Here is a 16,016-nt window from a genome sequence, read left to right as displayed (position 1 = left end):
TTCAACAGTTATTAGCCATTCTCATTTTACGTCCTCCTGTTCCTCTTTTGTCAATTTACGATTGAGCGAATTTTCTAAAATCAATCTAAAACCGCTATTCTCGTATTCCTCTTTGTCTTTAGCTTTAGCCAGTCCTGAAGGTGGATTGCTTACCCATGCCTTATCGTCTGGATCTGTTGGGAATACAGGTTTCCCTCTAAAGTTAATACAAAATGCAAAATGAATCCAAGTTTCCTTTTGAATGTTCTTTTTACCGATAAGGTATGATATGAACATACACAAATTGCTCTTTTGAGTGGTAAGCTCCAAACTCTTTGATGGTCGCTCGCCTATCCCGAAGAACACAAACTTAATGTCTTTGATGTTTGCACATTTGAACCAACTTTGCAGATACTCACAAGTCCTGTTGATTAGGAGGTCATTCCTTAATCTCTTTCTATTCTGAATATCTGGAGGTGTCAGGGGTCGTGTATCTGTAGTATCTTCAACTATTGGCGATTCGACGGCAGGCACAATTTCAGCCTCAGATGTACCATTCATAAAGAAGTTGGTATATCGTGAGCATCCTATGAGCCATTCTAAAACACACCTTTCCTCATCACTCAGCACATTCTTTACATTATTATATATGGAGAGCATTTTTGCTGTATAGATAATAATGTAATCTCCCAGCTTGTCGGTGTTATGATAGTCACAGTAATATTCATCCCAATCACCATCACCTTCTTTACACTTAATCGGGTCGAGTTGGAAGTGCTGGATTAACTCAGACTTATGGCCATTAACCGCCATTTTTATAATAAGGTGTGCAATCACTTCGCCATCAGCTATAATTTCGCTATCCCAATTAGTGATACTGTCGAGATATGTAGCAATGCCCGACTGGTCAAATGACATCTTCGTGAACTTATCAATCCATTCAGAATAGTAACGACCATCGGCTATTGTCGTAGCGGAATATAACTGTTGTAGTTCGTCATCGTTAAGTTCCCTGGTTATTCGTTGACGGCGTGGTTTCTCTACAAGACTGTGAGAGATATAGGACTTCACACGGTTCTCAACAAACTTATCTTCATAAACAGAGGTGAACGCTCTGAAATACGCTGAGAAGTCTGCACCTGTAATCCACAGGTTGTAATTCTCTAATCTACCTTTGCTATTATTACGACCAGATGACTTGATACCTAATAAGATATAGCGCAGTTGCCAAAGGGTCGCCATCATATCGTGAAAGTCCGTGCTGCCTAATGCTGACAAGAACGCTGCATAGTCCTTTTTAGCAATGGCATCGAGGACTCCATTATATGTGAAAGAGTTGCATTTGTAAGAATCGAGTATGTCACGCACCTGCTTTTTGCCTATAAGCATGAAGAACTCAAATGCTTCTTCATAGGTCAAAGAGATTGAAGGCTTGTTGCTTGCTAATAGCAGTGAAAACAGACTGCCAATCTTATTATTCAGAGTGGTGCTAAGAATCTCAAAGAATGGTCGCCTAATACACTCATTGAACGTAACGAACTCACAAAATGCACCGAAGATTGGCTGCACGTCCTCAACGAGTTTACCGTCAGGACATGATGCTACTTGGATCAGTCTGTCAATGCCTACCCTATTAAGGGGGATGCTTTGAAGCTGATCTGCGTATGCTTTCAGATTGCAGTCTTGTATCTTCATCGCGCAATGAACTTTGTTAATTGTTCGGCAAAAATAATGAGAAAATTTGAATTATCAGGTATCAAAACATATAAAAAATGCCTTTCTTGCCCCAATTTAATATGTTTTAAGAAGAAATGTGCGGTTATATCGTAAAAATTTGCTTTCTTTGCGTTCAAATATAATTTTTCAAATATGAACAATAATCCTCTTAATCGGGTAAAAGTCGTTCTTGTGGAGAAGCAGAGAACGAGTAAGTGGCTGTCAGAACAACTTGGCGTTACCCCTGCAACAGTCAGCAAATGGTGTACCAATACATCACAACCAGACCTTCAGACGTTGGCGCGAATAGCGGAACTGTTAGGGTGTGAGAAAAGAGAACTAATAACCGAGTGACCTATGGCAAGGATTTACGATAACATAGAAACCAAATTTACAGAAGGGCTACAGGGTATTATTACTAACGTAGGTGTTAAGCGAGTTGACTTCTGTGTTGGATATTTCAATCTTCGTGGTTGGAACCTGGTTGTGGAACAGGTCGATAATCTGACTGGTGATTTCGTTTATGAGAATGATAAACGAGTATTCCGTAAATGCAGACTGCTTATAGGTATGCACCGCCCAGCAGAGGAATTGATCAGACAACTGTATATGGAAAAAACATTGCCTGATGCAAATTTCGTTAGTCAATGCAAGTTGGAAATTGCGCGAGACTTCAAACGACAACTGCTTATTGGACTCCCGACAAAGCAAGATGAATTTACTTTGCGCCGTCTTTCTGCACAGTTGAAAGATGAAAAAGTCTGCGTTAAATTATATCTTCGTGAGCCTCTGCACGCAAAACTATATCTTGCACATCGCCCTGATGACAACTTCAATAAGATTCAGGCCATTATGGGTAGTAGCAATTTAACCTATTCAGGTTTAACAAAACAAGGGGAGTTAAATGCTGAGTTTGCCGACAGCGATAGTGCAGCAAAACTATCCAGATGGTTTGATGAACGTTGGGAGGACAAATTCTGCCTCGATATAAGCAAGGAACTGATAGAAATTATAGATAACAGTTGGGCAGGAGAAAGGGATATACCACCATATTACATATATCTTAAAACAGCTTATCATCTGAGCGAAGAAGCACGTTCAGGTGTTAAAGAGTTCACTATCCCACCAGAATTTAGAAGTTCGTTATTTGAGTTCCAGCAAACAGCGGTTAAGATAGCAGCCCGTCATTTGAATAATGAAAAGCGAGGTGGTGCTATGATTGGTGACGTTGTGGGATTGGGAAAAACAATTACCGCGTGCGCTATAGCAAAGATGTATGAAAACACTTTTGGAAGTAACACGCTGATAATATGCCCTGCTAATCTTCAAGATATGTGGGCAAAATATAGAAAGGAATATGACCTGAAAGCAGATATTATGTCAATGGCTAAACCTATTGACGTTGATAATGCTCGTTATTATAAACTTATCATTGTCGATGAAAGCCACAATTTGCGCAACAGTCAGGGAACAAGATACCATAACATCAAAGAACTTATAGACAAACAAGACTGCAAGGTGCTTTTACTAACGGCTACACCCTACAACAAACAGTATAAAGACCTGAGTAGCCAGTTACGTTTGTTCCTTGATGACGATGCCGATTTAGGAATAAGGCCAGAGGCGTATATCCGTGAGATTGGCGGTGAGCGCAAATTTGCAGAAAAGCATGAAGATTTCATCCGTAGCATCAAAGCATTTGAAAGAAGCGAATGTCAAGAAGACTGGCAGGAGTTGATGAAGCTATTCCTGGTTCGCCGTACAAGAACATTCATAAAAGAAAATTATGCTAAGACTGATCCAAAGAACGGAAGAAAATATCTTGAATTTAGAGATGGCCACAAGTCATATTTCCCAGACCGCGTGCCGAAAGCAATTAAATTTAAGACTGAGAAAGGCGATCAATATAGCCGTCTATACTCCACTGAAATGATTGGTCTTATGGAAAGTTTGAAACTTCCACGCTACGGACTTATCAACTATTTGGATGAAAGCAAAGCGGAAGAAGCCTCTGCCTTTGAAAAGGCATTGATTGAGAACTTATCTCGCGCTGGTGTCCGAATGATGGGATTCTGTAAGAGTACCTTCTTTAAGCGCATAGACAGTAGCGGTTTTTCTTTCTTGCTAACGCTATTCCGTCATATTTTGAGAAATGCCGTATTTATCTACGCTATAGATAACAAGTTAAAGTTGCCTATCAGTGATGAAAATACCTTCCCCGAAGATTTTATAGACGATGCCGATATTAACGACATCTTCTCAAATGACGATGATGAAGAAGAAAAAGCCTCTGGTGACAACCTCATAAAGATTCCTAATGAAATGGAAGTCTATATGAAGAAAGCTGCTGAGTATTATAATGGGCTTATTGGTAAGAATAACGTGCAATGGATTGAATCTAAGTATTTCAAGCGCACACTCAAACAACAGTTGAAGAAGGATTGCGAACAGTTAATAGCAATGATAAATCTGTGTGAGGATTGGAACCCCAATACAGACCAAAAGCTAAATGAACTGGAAGAACTATTGCAGCAGAAACACGAAAATGAGAAAATCATTGTATTCACTCAGTATTCAGACACAGCCAACTATATTTATTACCAGTTGAAGAAAAGAGGTGTTAAGCAAATTGGAAAAGCGACTGGTAACACACAGAATCCAACCGCTATTGTGGAAAGATTCTCGCCATTGAGCAATAAGGCAGATGTGGCGGCAGAAAATGAAATTAGGGTGCTGATAGCAACCGATGTACTCAGTGAAGGACAAAACCTGCAGGATTCCCATGTTATCGTAAATTACGATTTACCTTGGGCTATCATTCGCCTGATTCAGCGTGCAGGCCGTGTTGACCGTATTGATCAGAGTTCCGAACAGATATTCTGCTATTCTTTCTTCCCTGCTGACAAAGTGGAAGAAATTATCAGGTTGCGCACGCGCTTAAATGCTCGTATAAATGAAAATGCGAACATTGTAGGTAGTGACGAAATCTTCTTTGAAGGTAATGAGCAGAACTTACGCGATATGTATAATGAGAAAAGCGGCAGCTTAGATGAAGATGAAGATGACGTTGATGTTGACTTGGGATCACAAGCATACCAAATTTGGAAAAACGCTACTGATGCCAACCCTGAGTTAAAACGTATCATTCCTGAGTTAAGCAATATCGTTTATTCTACAAAGAAAGCCACAAGTACGCTTGAAGATGGAGTTATTACCTATGCTCGTACCTACAATGACTTTGACGTATTGACATGGTATAACTCTAAAGGTGAAATCGTCAGTCAATCACAGAAAAGAATCCTTCAGGCGTTGGCGTGTCCGATTAACGAGCCTTGCCTTGAACCACAAGAAAACCATCTTGAACTAGTTGACAAGGCGGTAAAAGGTATTAAGAATGAAAATACAAATGTCGGGGGCATACTTGGTAGTCGCTTTAGCACCAAACGTAAGATATACGACTTGCTAAACCACTATTATGAGAAGCCATTGGACTTGTTCTATACTCAGGACAAGAAAGCACTGCTAAAGTTTGCCATCGATCAAATCTACAATTATCCGCTATTGGAAAACTCGAAATTTATCATTGGCCGCATGATGCGCTCAAATAACACTTCGCATGATGATATAGTAGATACGATTATAGAAATGTACGAAAATGGTAATCTGTGTCGTATTGATGAAGATAAGAATAAACATAAAGACCCAACCATCATTTGCTCGATGGGATTAAAAGCTGAATAACTATGAATAAGAGAACCTTCAGTAACTTTTTATCGGAATCTAATTTCCGTGAGTTGTTTATCTCTGAAATGGGATGGAACAATCCTTCTGGTGCTACATTGTTGCCAGAATATACCATCGATGAAAAAGTGTATTCTATTGAGCAGATTGCCGATTGTAGAGGATTTCAGATACTACAATGTCAGACAGACGAAATCCCATCATCTTCAATTTGCAAGAAATTAGATACTAAACTACGCAAAAATGCGGAGCACTACATCTGTATTTTCAGCGTGCCGAACACATTGCATCATCTATGGGTAACTCCAGTAAAGAAGGTAGAAAAACGTGACCTGGTACTGGTGGAATATGATACTATAGACAAAGCCAGCTTCTTATTCGAGAAGATGGAGGGGTTGTCTTTCTCATTCGATGCTCAACCGACAATTATTGATGTTATCGACCGCGTACAAAATGCTTTTATCGTCAATTCAGAAAAAGTAACAAAAGACTTTTACGCTGGTTTCAAAAAGGAACATACTAATTTCGTGAAGTTTATATCAGGCATTGATGATGAAATAGCAGACGATGATAATAAGAAAAAACAATGGTACACATCTGTCATGCTAAATCGACTGATGTTCTGCTATTTTATTCAGAAAAAAGGATTCTTAAATGGTGACGTTGATTATTTAAGGCATAAATTAGAATGGACTCAACAAGAACAAGGTGAAAACCGCTTTTTTAGTACATTCTATAAAGGTTTTCTTGTAAACCTATTCCATGATGGATTAAATGCACCTGAACATGATGCAAAGTTTGAAGAGACCTATGGGCGTATTCCATACTTGAATGGAGGTATGTTTGACATACACCAATTAGAAAATGAGTATAAAGGACATGATATAGCTGATGAAGCATTTATAAGTCTTTTTGATTTCTTTGATAAATGGCACTGGCATTTGGATGATAGGATGACAGCTACAGGAAAAGACATAAATCCTGATGTCCTTGGTTACATTTTTGAGCAATATATAAATGATCGCGCTGAAATGGGAGCCTACTATACAAAGGAAGATATTACTGAATATATTGGACGTAATACAATTATTCCATACCTTCTAAACTCAGTAAAGCAAAAAGACTCCAGTTATTTCACTCCTACTAATGAGTTTTGGCAATACCTAAAAAATAGCGATGACAAATATATATTTGATTCCGTAAAGAAAGGAGCAAATTTGCCAATCCCCAATGATGTAGCAGACGGATTTGATACAACAACGCCACAGTTAATAGAGCGTCGTAAATGTTGGAATGACAAAACTCCTGAAGCCTATGCTTTACCTACTGAGATATGGCGTGAGACGATAGGCCGAATAGAATACTACAAAAGCACAAGGTCAAAGATAAATAATGGAGAATTAACAGAAATAGACGATTTTGTTACTTACAACTTGGATATTCGCCAGTTCCTTCTTGATTATTTGACAAAAACTCAGGATTCAAGATTTATAGAATTGTTATATGATGAACTTCAATCAATTACGATTCTTGATCCGACGTGTGGTTCTGGTGCTTTCCTGTTTGCAGCCCTCAATATTCTTGAACCTCTCTATGAGATTTGTATCTCACGGATGCAAGAGTTTAATGAAAAAGATAACTGTTTGTTCGTCAGACAACTTAAAGAAATTGAGAACAAATATCGTTCTAATATTCAATATTTTATTTATAAAAGTATAATTCTTAGAAATCTTTACGGAGTAGATATTATGGTTGAAGCAATAGAAATTGCAAAACTAAGACTATTCCTAAAGATGGTCGCAGTAGTTGAGGTAGATAAGAGAGATAAAAATTTAGGCTTAGATCCTTTGCCTGATATTGATTTTAATATTCGATGTGGCAATACTTTGGTCGGCTATGCAACAGAAAATGAACTTGAAAAAGATTTGTTCGAAGGTGATATGTTTGCTATTGCCGAGTTCAAGGAAAAGGTTCGTAAGGAGATGGGCTTCGTGGCGCAGGTTTTTGATAAGTTCAAAGAAACTCAGTTGCGGCAAACAGAAGATTTGGCAACCTTCAAATTGGCAAAAAAGGAGTTGAAAGAAAGCCTTACATCATTGAATGATTTGTTAAATCATCAGATGTGTTCATCTTTGGCAAATGGAACAAATTATGATGAATGGCTTCGCACCCATCAACCTTTCCATTGGCTTGCTGAATTTTATGAAATAATAAATGATGGAGGTTTTGATATAATAATAGGTAATCCTCCTTATGTGGTCTATACTGAATCAAAATCACAGTACCGTGTTAGTGCAGACTACAAAACAAAAGATTGCGCAAATTTGTATGCTTATTGTGTTGAGAGAAGTCAAAATATATTGAATATCAATGGACGATTTGGTATGATAGTACCAAATAGTAGTATCTCAGCAAACAAAATGTTGCCTTTACAAAAAATAATCACTCAAAATAGTAACACATGGATAAGTAATTACTCATGGAGACCGTCAAAACTATTTGAGGGGGCAGATATGCTCTTAGCGATTATTTTAAGATGCCATTCTAACAAATCTAAAATATATTCTACCATTTATCATAAGTGGTATAATGAATATAGAAGCAGCTTATTCAAATGTATCAAATATACAGAAGCCACAACGACCAAAATAGATGGTTCTATTCCCAAATTGCCCTCGGACTTTGTAGTTTCTATTCTGAAGGATATGAAGGCAAAGGCTGGAAATCATATCTTGCCAGAATCTTTCGTAGAAACATCGAACCACAAATTATTCTACTTTAGGGCTGTTCAATATTGGTTCAAGATATTAGATAGAGAACCTATCTTTGAAGAAGATGGGGTACATAAAACAACAGGCGAAATGAAACCATTGGGTTTTGATAGCCTTGCAAAACGTAACGCTGCAATAGCAATTCTTTCGTCGAACCTATTCTTTTTGAATTATATAATTTGGTCTAGTTGTCAGGTGGTAAATAGTCGAGATTTCAATATTCCATTTGATTTCTCATCATTGACAGCAGATGAAAGAGAATCTTTAGCAAATCTTGGAGCACGGCTTCAAGAAGACTACCAAAAACACAGTCATGTTAAAGAGAGAAATTATTCAAAAAAAGGGCGAGTGTTTACTATGCAGAAACAGCATTTCTTCATTAAGTATTCAAAGTCTATAATTGATGAAATAGATAAAGTCCTATCTGGATATTATGGTTTCACGGATGAAGAATTAGATTTCATTATCAATTACGATATTAAGTACCGAATGGGTGATGAACTTAGTGAGGAATAAAATAATAGAGCCAGTGGGAAATCTGCGAAGCCAACCCACTGAGGCGTATTCCTTCTCCGAGGTTCGTGTCATTGTTTTGGCTGGACTATTTGGAGCCTCTAGGAATTAGATACTATATTTACCCACAATGTCACCGCACCATCTGCGAAGACCGTGCGGTTTAAGAAAAGAAAGAAGTATGCAAGATAATGCTCAATACATATCGCAACAACAGGCAGGGCAAGTAGTCAAATACTATAAGCCATCAGAACTGCTTGGAATGTTCACGTCCTATCTCTCACAACAGGACATGAACAAACAACTCATATTCCTTCAGGGTATATATTTGAAGAACCCGAAGCATGATACAAGGTGGTCATCCAGATATGACATTCTCCGTGATGAAAACACCCAAACAGAGATAACCCTTCAGATACCTTACAAACTCTGTGAGGACTTGAAAGATGGTAATTTGGTAACTGTTGGCGGTGTGCTGGGTAGGCGTGTTCAGAATAATAGTCATATCCAGTTGATGCTTGTGGTTAGCCGTGTTGAGGTAGTTCAGGAACAGGCTATAGATGAAAACGAGATTAAGCGGATGGAACTACGCCGTCAGAAGTCCACAAAAGGCTTCAAGAACGTGGATTCCATTTTGGAGCAACTACTATTCATCGACCAACGCCCCAAGGTAGCATTGGTATTTGCTGCCACCTCGATCACCATGTCAGATTTCAACGCTGGTATTCAGGCGGCTAAGGCGGCTATTGATTTTGAAGAATACCGTGTTAATTTCTCAAACTCTCAGGAACTATGCCAGGCACTTAAAAACATCGACACCAAAGGCTATAATGTTATCGCTATTATCCGAGGCGGTGGCGGTGGTATTGAAAAGCTCGATGAATTGGAGGTGTTAGAGACGGTAGGCAATATGAAAACCGCCATTATCGCTGCCATTGGTCATGTCGAAGAAAAGCTATTCATCAAGCAGCTTGCAGACAAAGAGGCTCCGACACCTAACGGATTGGGGCAGTATTTCTCTGATATGGTAGAAACGGTATCTGAGAAGAAAACTAAATCTCGTGCTGCATTGACAGAGCAAATCAAGAAGCAGTTTAAGGATCAACTGGAGGCTGGTCAAAAGCAGAACAAGGAACTGCAAGAGAAATTGACCAAGTTAACAAAGACACAGGAGGAAACTCAGAAGCAGCATAAAGAGCAAGTCGAAAAGGCCAACAAGCAGAATGAGGAATTACAAAAGAAACTCACTGAGATAACCAAGGCCAACGAGACGGCACAAAAGGCTCATGCAGAACAGTTGGGTAAGCTGCAAGTCCAACTGAAGGCACAGACTGAGGCAAGCAGCAAGCAGTCCAAAGAGTTCAACGAAAGCCTGAAAAAGATGCAGGAAACCAACGGCCAACTTCAAAAGTCGATGGAGAAGCTGACAGCACAAAATACTCAGGCTAACAAAGATTTGAATGAGGCAAAGGACAAAGCACGTCAACTGGAGAAACAACTATCTGAGGCGTTATCCAATAGCGGAAGCACCCTCTGGAAGATAATAGCGATTATTGCTGCAATCGCTTTCTTCGCAGTTTTATTATTCAAATAGTTATATTATGAGAGTTGAATATACACCACCGAGAGAAGTCAAAATAGATAGCGGTTACAAGCTATGGCAGAAATGTAGAAACAATCCAATTTCTAACATTTCATTTGAATATTTCAAAGATGGTATTATTACCTTCAAGAAAACAATATTCCAATTCCGTAATGAGCCATTTGTTCTTTATCACACTATAGATGTAGTAGGAAGTCAGGATAGTTGGTACACAGAGCCAGTAGAGGATATAAAACGGATTTTACCAAATAATCTACACGATAAGGTTTACTATTATATAGACCCATTAGGCACTTTAATTCTGTTAAAAGGCTCTTTCCACGAATTTCCAATGAATGAAATTCTTAGGTGTTTCTGTGTGGAGGTTGTAACGTGCAATAAATTCGCATTATGTGCAAGGTCACATAAGGCATATAAGGCAAAGGTATTTGATTATTTAGAGGAAGCATCATTTATGATATAATAAGTATATGGGAAACATAAAGATACGACAAGGTGTATTTGACACGAAACTTGAACTGGAACACGCTAGCGTAGTGGCTGGCTTTCCTTCCCCTGCGGACGATTATACGCATGAGACTTTGGACTTCAACCGTGATTATATCCGGCATCCAGAGGCTTCTTTCTATGGTGATGTCGAGGGGGATAGTATGAAAGATGCTGGTATCTTTGACGGCGACCGTGTTATTATTGACAGGGCTGTAGAACCTCACGATGGAAGCATAGTTATTGCATGGTGGGGCGGTGAAGGCTTTACAATGAAGTACCTCGATCTGACCCATAAGAAAGACGGATATATTGAATTGCGTCCTGCTAACCCCGATTATCCTGTGTTCCGTATAGATGACCCCGAACAGTTCCAAGTCTGGGGCGTAGTTGTTCACCTGATAAGAACCTTTGAGAAAATATGAAGAAGATACTGTTTCTATTCGCCATTTGCTTTATGGCGATTGGTTGTGAAAAAGAAGTGATTGGCGAGGGCTACCCTGAAATGGAAGGCTTCTATGTCGAATCTTGTGGCCTGCCTGCCGTGACGATAGATAGCGTTAAGTTGTTTTCCACAAAGGTTAATGACTACACTACTGAGTACCCCGAATCTAAGGAACATTCATTGTACCCTAAAATTCAGGCAAACATTAAATCTGCCTCGCTAAGAATAACCATAACGTGTGATACTACTTGGGCTGGCGAAACTCATATCAATTTCTAAATGAAGTTCTACGGTATCTGCGATTGTGATAACTGCTACGTTTCATGCGAGCGTGTCTTTCGGCCTGATCTGAACGACACTCCTGTTATAGTATTAAGCAATAATGACGGCTGTGTAGTGGCTCGAAGCAATGAAGCAAAAGCATTAGGTATCAAGGCAGGTACACCATATTTCCAGATAGCCCAACAGTTCCCCAATAATAAGATAGCGGTATTTTCTTCAAATTACGAATTGTACGGTGAACTTACTGGCCGTGTGGTTAGCATTATCAGACAAGAAGCACCTGCATACTTCCGCTATTCCATTGACGAGTGCTTTGTGTACCTCGATGACATGGAAAATGTGGATTTGAAGCAATGGGGAGAGAATCTGCATAAGAAGGTTAAGCAGTATGTTGGTATGCCTATCAGTATCGGACTGGCTCCAAATAAGACTTTAGCGAAGATGGCCTCACACTTTGCTAAGAAGTACCAGGGATATAGGCATTGCTGCATGATAGATACCGACGAGAAACGGATCAAGGCTCTAAAACTCTATCCGATTGAAGATGTGTGGGGCATCGGTAGAAGATATGCAGCCAAACTTCAAGCCCTTGGTGTAAAGACGGCTTATGACTTTGCTCAACATCATGGCGATTGGGTCAAACTCACATTCAACAACATCAATATCTACAGGACGTGGCGCGAACTCAATGGCGATGACTGCGTGCCAAATGAGGAACTGGCTAAAAAGAAAAGTATCTGCACCAGTCGCTCATTTAATGGCATGATAACTGACTATGACACCATCCGTACCCATGTAGCCAACTATGCTGCTCGATGCGCTGAGAAACTGAGGATGCAGAAAACAGTTGCATCTATCGTTGGCGTGTTCCTGAATACAAACTATTTCAGAGAGGATTTGCCCCAATACTGGAACTTTCAAGAACAAAGGCTTATCACACCGACAAACTCAACTATCACCATCATTGAGACAGCCAACGACGTGCTAAAGAAGATATACCGTCAAGGCTACCAGTACAAAAAGGCTGGCGTTATTGTGATGGGTGTTGGTGCTGACTCCCCCATCCAACAAGACCTATTCGACATCAACGCTGAACAGTTCCAGAAGATGAAGCGGCTCGATGAAGTGATAGACAGGATAAACAGGATGCAAGGTAGCGAAACTATTGTACTTGGATCACAGCAGTACACCCAAAAGGACGGCAAGGGGAAAGCCAATGTGTTTGCCAACGCTATCAAGCATGACTATAAAAGCCCGAACCCAACAACGCGGTGGTCGGACATTATCAAATTGAAGTGAAAACCGCTATTTTGGCGTAAAAAAGAAAAGAGTAATAGCAGTTATTGGGCTACTATTACTCTAAGCACAAAGTGTACACTTTTGGTGGATTTTCTCATTCTAACATAATATGTAGTAGTCTATCCAACTACTACTTTATGATTATCTGCTAAGTGAGAGAGTTTCCATTTCACAAGAAACTCTCTCTACAGAATGAATTATAGATAGCTACCATATTGAAATGGAGGTGTATAGAAAGGAATATTATAATTGGGCAAGTCTGCTGGGTCTTCGAAGGTACTGCTTGGATTTTGGAAAAGGGGCGTAAATGTGAACTCAGACGCATCAAATCCAATGGTATCTTCTGAAGGCTTGATATGTTTCTTTATCCATTTTCTGATTGTTGTTAAAGATAGACGTAGGCCATGTTTTGCCAATTTTTCTTTTAGCTTCCGCAAGGATAGTTTTTCATCATATAGTTCAATGAAAAGGTCTATGTCTTTCTGTTTGGCACTCCTATTTTCCAACCTCATTTCAAACTGTGTCGGCGTATCTCTCGGCGATGTTTCAATTCTTCGATCAGCACAATAGCGATAAAGCGTAGCCCTTGAAACCCCCATCCCACTAGCAAAGTTTTCACTAACTGATATGGAAGTGTTATATATCAAGTCAAGCTCTTTATATCTCAATTCTGCCCCGATGATATTAACCGCCCTTTGGAGATCCAGGCAATAGTCAGTTTTAACGATAAATTTTGGTCGTTCCTGGTTCCAATATTCAATCTCAAATTTGCAGTATTCTTTCAGTTCCTCGATGCTCATTGACATTGCTTTGTTGACCCTCCTTTTCAGGACATCAACAGTTATAACATCATCTGAATTATCAAAGAATCTGTGCAAGTCGATATACAGATTGAAAAGTAATTCATTGGCTGTAATCTCAGGGAACATTAAACGTCTCAGGCAAGCATTTTTCAATAGTTTTCTTCTTCTATGCTCACCATCCACAACAGGCTCCCGATAATACCATAGTTGCAAATAGTTCTCGTCTGTCAACTGGTATTCAGCACTGCATTTTAATGAATTAGTCCAGTTGTCAGTTTCCGTGCGATACAGATACCTATATTGTCTGGAATACTTGTGCATGAAAACATTATAGTCCATAAGGTTCATGTCAGCAAGTAAGTTTTCATCAAGTGCTTCGATATTTGTTACCATCGGCACTACAGGATCATCTTCTATTGGCTCTGGAAACTCATAGCCACTATAAATACAGTTGGTGCAATAAACTTCATTTGTGCCATATACACCATTCATGTACTGTGATGGCCTTGTTCCGCAATAGTCATCCATTGGCTCGTTTGTGCATAGCTTAACGTGCTCATGGACGGCATCAGAGAATTTGCAAAATTCATCTGGAGTCAGTAGATGCGAGAATACATATACCAATCTGAAACGCCTCGATATAACACCGTGCTTATCCGTGTTATCTGAGTAGGACGGATATACTGCTGTGGGCTTTAACATGATAGAATCTACATATTCTTCAATAGTCGTAAACGATGTATAGTCAACATCAACAAATACGACCTGCGCCCCTTTGAAGTATTCATCAGCCTTAAAGCTCAGTTTCATTGCACCTTTATTAGCTCCACGGTGATAGAATGGGCTACACTTAAAATGACCTTTTTCTGTGGTTATCCAATAACTATCTTTGTCAAATTCAAAGATATTACAAAAGGTGTGGCCACTGGTGGCGTATGAAAGAAATTCCATCGGGGTAACATACATTTCCTGAAAAGCCATCTTATTCATCCCGATAGCCTTTGAGCCTGCTCTACTGAGGCAGGCCGTAGCATCGGTTTTACACTTGTACCCTTCCAGTGAGATATTCACCAGAAATCTAAAATTTGCATTTACTATCATAGCATTGCAAATGAATTGAAGTTAAACTAAATTATAATGTCCGTAGGCGAATAGGTTGTTATAAACACAATCTTTCCGTCTCTCAGGGCATGGTTGAAATTACTATGCCCCAATGCGATCTTCGCTTCTTTGCGATTATCGAAAGTCTGTCCTGTTGGCAGATACTTAATAGTTTGTTTCATCGTAAGTAAAGTTTTATATGGTTTATCCTATCATCAGGTGTTTAACAGGGTGTGGGTTAAGTTCCTGTGTACGTTTCTCAATATCAGCAGTTCTTTGTTTGAGATAGGCTTGGTATTCGTCGCTGTTGTCCTCTACCCATTTTAGGTTATCTAGTGAACAGTTCTTATAATCATTGTCAATATGTAGTATAGCAGGAGATTTCAATCCGCTTGGTTTAGGAAGATATGCAGCAGTTACTAATTTCTCTAAAGTATTACTTCTGTTAGGAAAGATGCCATGATATACCACAACATGAGGGTCAATAGCTGCTTCAATATCCATATCTGGATCAAATGAACTATCGTAAACATTAAGTATCTTACCGTTTTGTTTTACCTTTGCATCTTTCGAGACATATAGGCCATCCGTTACATATCTATAATCATTATGTTTAGGAACAAAAGCAACGAATTTCGATGGATCACTATAATAATCCTCTCGCTCTTTTATTGTTGCCCATTTAAGGTTATCTTTATGGTTGTTACTGAGGTTTCCATCCTTATGAATAACACAATTTTTATCCCCTTTAGGTTTGCCCCAGAAACAAGTGCAGACGATTACATCTACCGCTTTCTTCCCCTCTTTAATTCTGATATATAGTGTACCATCCTTATCAGCCTTTGGTTTCAATTTATGCGGAAACTCACTTTTTCCGTTTATAGTTCTTATGTCATCATACCATCTTCTGACATAGCCTTTTTCAGAGACTTCAAGCCCTTTGATGGCATAATATTCTCTCCATTCTTGATACTCTTTCATAATAACTCGTTTTTAAGTTTATTCTTCTGTGATACCACCGTTAGGGTGATGTTCTTCGTTTTGAGAAATCTTACCAATCGGCCATACATTAGTGTCCGTTGGTATTTCCTCGGACAGATAGTATAGAGGTCTGAGAGGTTCACCACCAGTTGATAGGTGGCTCCGCTCTCCCATGCCTCATTAAATCCATCATCATAATTGCAAAGTGCTTGAATATCGGCACAGAACAATCTTTCTTCAACATTTATGTCATGTACCATCGTAGTAATGTTTAGGTGAATGAACTATTTTTCCGT

At 39.2% G+C, this 16,016-nt stretch carries 13 protein-coding genes; 8 read left to right on the top strand and 5 right to left on the bottom strand.

Features of this window, described 5'->3' with window-relative positions; genetic code table 11:
* Window positions 1–21 precede the first annotated feature (21 nt).
* Window positions 22–1,674, bottom strand: a complete 1,653-nt coding sequence (locus tag BM257_RS12330; RefSeq protein WP_092073156.1) for a hypothetical protein — start codon at window positions 1,672–1,674, stop codon at window positions 22–24.
* A gap of 174 nt (window positions 1,675–1,848) precedes the next feature.
* Between BM257_RS12330 and BM257_RS12325 the strand changes: the two genes are divergently transcribed.
* From BM257_RS12325 to BM257_RS12290, 8 genes are all read left to right on the top strand, one after another.
* Entirely contained in the window at window positions 1,849–2,049 is a 201-nt protein-coding gene (locus BM257_RS12325; protein WP_092073153.1) for a helix-turn-helix transcriptional regulator, read from the top strand.
* A gap of 3 nt (window positions 2,050–2,052) precedes the next feature.
* Window positions 2,053–5,436 (top strand): helicase-related protein, encoded by a 3,384-nt coding sequence (locus BM257_RS12320; RefSeq protein ID WP_092073150.1) that lies wholly within the window; start codon window positions 2,053–2,055, stop codon window positions 5,434–5,436.
* Between the two features lie 2 nt (window positions 5,437–5,438).
* Window positions 5,439–8,723, top strand: a complete 3,285-nt coding sequence (locus tag BM257_RS12315; RefSeq protein ID WP_092073147.1) for an Eco57I restriction-modification methylase domain-containing protein — start codon at window positions 5,439–5,441, stop codon at window positions 8,721–8,723.
* A gap of 178 nt (window positions 8,724–8,901) precedes the next feature.
* Window positions 8,902–10,314 carry an exodeoxyribonuclease VII large subunit gene (locus tag BM257_RS12310; protein ID WP_092073144.1) on the top strand — a complete coding sequence of 471 codons (1,413 nt, stop codon included), beginning with the start codon at window positions 8,902–8,904 and terminating at the stop codon, window positions 10,312–10,314.
* Window positions 10,315–10,321: 7 nt separating this feature from the next.
* Window positions 10,322–10,786, top strand: a complete 465-nt coding sequence (locus tag BM257_RS12305) for a hypothetical protein (protein ID WP_092073141.1) — start codon at window positions 10,322–10,324, stop codon at window positions 10,784–10,786.
* 7 nt (window positions 10,787–10,793) lie between these two features.
* On the top strand, window positions 10,794–11,234 hold the full coding sequence (locus BM257_RS12300) for a LexA family protein (protein WP_092073139.1): 441 nt from the start codon (window positions 10,794–10,796) through the stop codon (window positions 11,232–11,234).
* Complete coding sequence (locus BM257_RS12295; RefSeq protein ID WP_092073136.1) at window positions 11,231–11,533, top strand: hypothetical protein; 303 nt, start codon at window positions 11,231–11,233, stop codon at window positions 11,531–11,533. Before BM257_RS12300 ends, BM257_RS12295 begins: the two co-directional genes overlap by 4 nt.
* Entirely contained in the window at window positions 11,534–12,835 is a 1,302-nt protein-coding gene (locus BM257_RS12290; protein WP_092073133.1) for a Y-family DNA polymerase, read from the top strand.
* Window positions 12,836–13,032: 197 nt separating this feature from the next.
* On the opposite strand, the gene BM257_RS12285 is transcribed toward BM257_RS12290, so the two are convergent.
* The 4 genes from BM257_RS12285 to BM257_RS12275 are packed head-to-tail and all read right to left on the bottom strand — an operon-like array spanning window position 13,033 to window position 15,980.
* Window positions 13,033–14,739, bottom strand: a complete 1,707-nt coding sequence (locus BM257_RS12285; protein WP_092073130.1) for a hypothetical protein — start codon at window positions 14,737–14,739, stop codon at window positions 13,033–13,035.
* Between the two features lie 26 nt (window positions 14,740–14,765).
* On the bottom strand, window positions 14,766–14,921 hold the full coding sequence (locus BM257_RS14930; RefSeq protein ID WP_177216111.1) for a hypothetical protein: 156 nt from the start codon (window positions 14,919–14,921) through the stop codon (window positions 14,766–14,768).
* 22 nt (window positions 14,922–14,943) lie between these two features.
* Window positions 14,944–15,720, bottom strand: a complete 777-nt coding sequence (locus tag BM257_RS12280; protein WP_092073127.1) for a hypothetical protein — start codon at window positions 15,718–15,720, stop codon at window positions 14,944–14,946.
* Entirely contained in the window at window positions 15,717–15,980 is a 264-nt protein-coding gene (locus BM257_RS12275) for a hypothetical protein (protein ID WP_092073124.1), read from the bottom strand. The genes BM257_RS12280 and BM257_RS12275 overlap by 4 nt, the downstream gene beginning before the upstream one ends.
* Between the last annotated feature and the right edge of the window lie 36 nt (window positions 15,981–16,016).

This window comes from Prevotella sp. tf2-5 (assembly GCF_900115435.1).
Taxonomy (GTDB): Bacteria; Bacteroidota; Bacteroidia; order Bacteroidales; family Bacteroidaceae; genus Prevotella.
The sequence above is the reverse complement of the archived record's forward strand: the minus strand, read 5'-3'. Positions and strand labels throughout refer to the sequence as shown.

Bases quoted from the DNA above. Each gene is read 5' to 3' on its own strand.
- BM257_RS12330 (WP_092073156.1), bottom strand. From the start codon at position 1,674: ATGAAGATACAAGACTGCAATCTGAAAGCATACGCAGATCAGCTTCAA.
- BM257_RS12325 (WP_092073153.1), top strand. From the start codon at position 1,849: ATGAACAATAATCCTCTTAATCGGGTAAAAGTCGTTCTTGTGGAGAAG.
- BM257_RS12320 (WP_092073150.1), top strand. From the start codon at position 2,053: ATGGCAAGGATTTACGATAACATAGAAACCAAATTTACAGAAGGGCTA.
- BM257_RS12315 (WP_092073147.1), top strand. From the start codon at position 5,439: ATGAATAAGAGAACCTTCAGTAACTTTTTATCGGAATCTAATTTCCGT.
- BM257_RS12310 (WP_092073144.1), top strand. From the start codon at position 8,902: ATGCAAGATAATGCTCAATACATATCGCAACAACAGGCAGGGCAAGTA.
- BM257_RS12305 (WP_092073141.1), top strand. From the start codon at position 10,322: ATGAGAGTTGAATATACACCACCGAGAGAAGTCAAAATAGATAGCGGT.
- BM257_RS12300 (WP_092073139.1), top strand. From the start codon at position 10,794: ATGGGAAACATAAAGATACGACAAGGTGTATTTGACACGAAACTTGAA.
- BM257_RS12295 (WP_092073136.1), top strand. From the start codon at position 11,231: ATGAAGAAGATACTGTTTCTATTCGCCATTTGCTTTATGGCGATTGGT.
- BM257_RS12290 (WP_092073133.1), top strand. From the start codon at position 11,534: ATGAAGTTCTACGGTATCTGCGATTGTGATAACTGCTACGTTTCATGC.
- BM257_RS12285 (WP_092073130.1), bottom strand. From the start codon at position 14,739: ATGATAGTAAATGCAAATTTTAGATTTCTGGTGAATATCTCACTGGAA.
- BM257_RS14930 (WP_177216111.1), bottom strand. From the start codon at position 14,921: ATGAAACAAACTATTAAGTATCTGCCAACAGGACAGACTTTCGATAAT.
- BM257_RS12280 (WP_092073127.1), bottom strand. From the start codon at position 15,720: ATGAAAGAGTATCAAGAATGGAGAGAATATTATGCCATCAAAGGGCTT.
- BM257_RS12275 (WP_092073124.1), bottom strand. From the start codon at position 15,980: ATGGTACATGACATAAATGTTGAAGAAAGATTGTTCTGTGCCGATATT.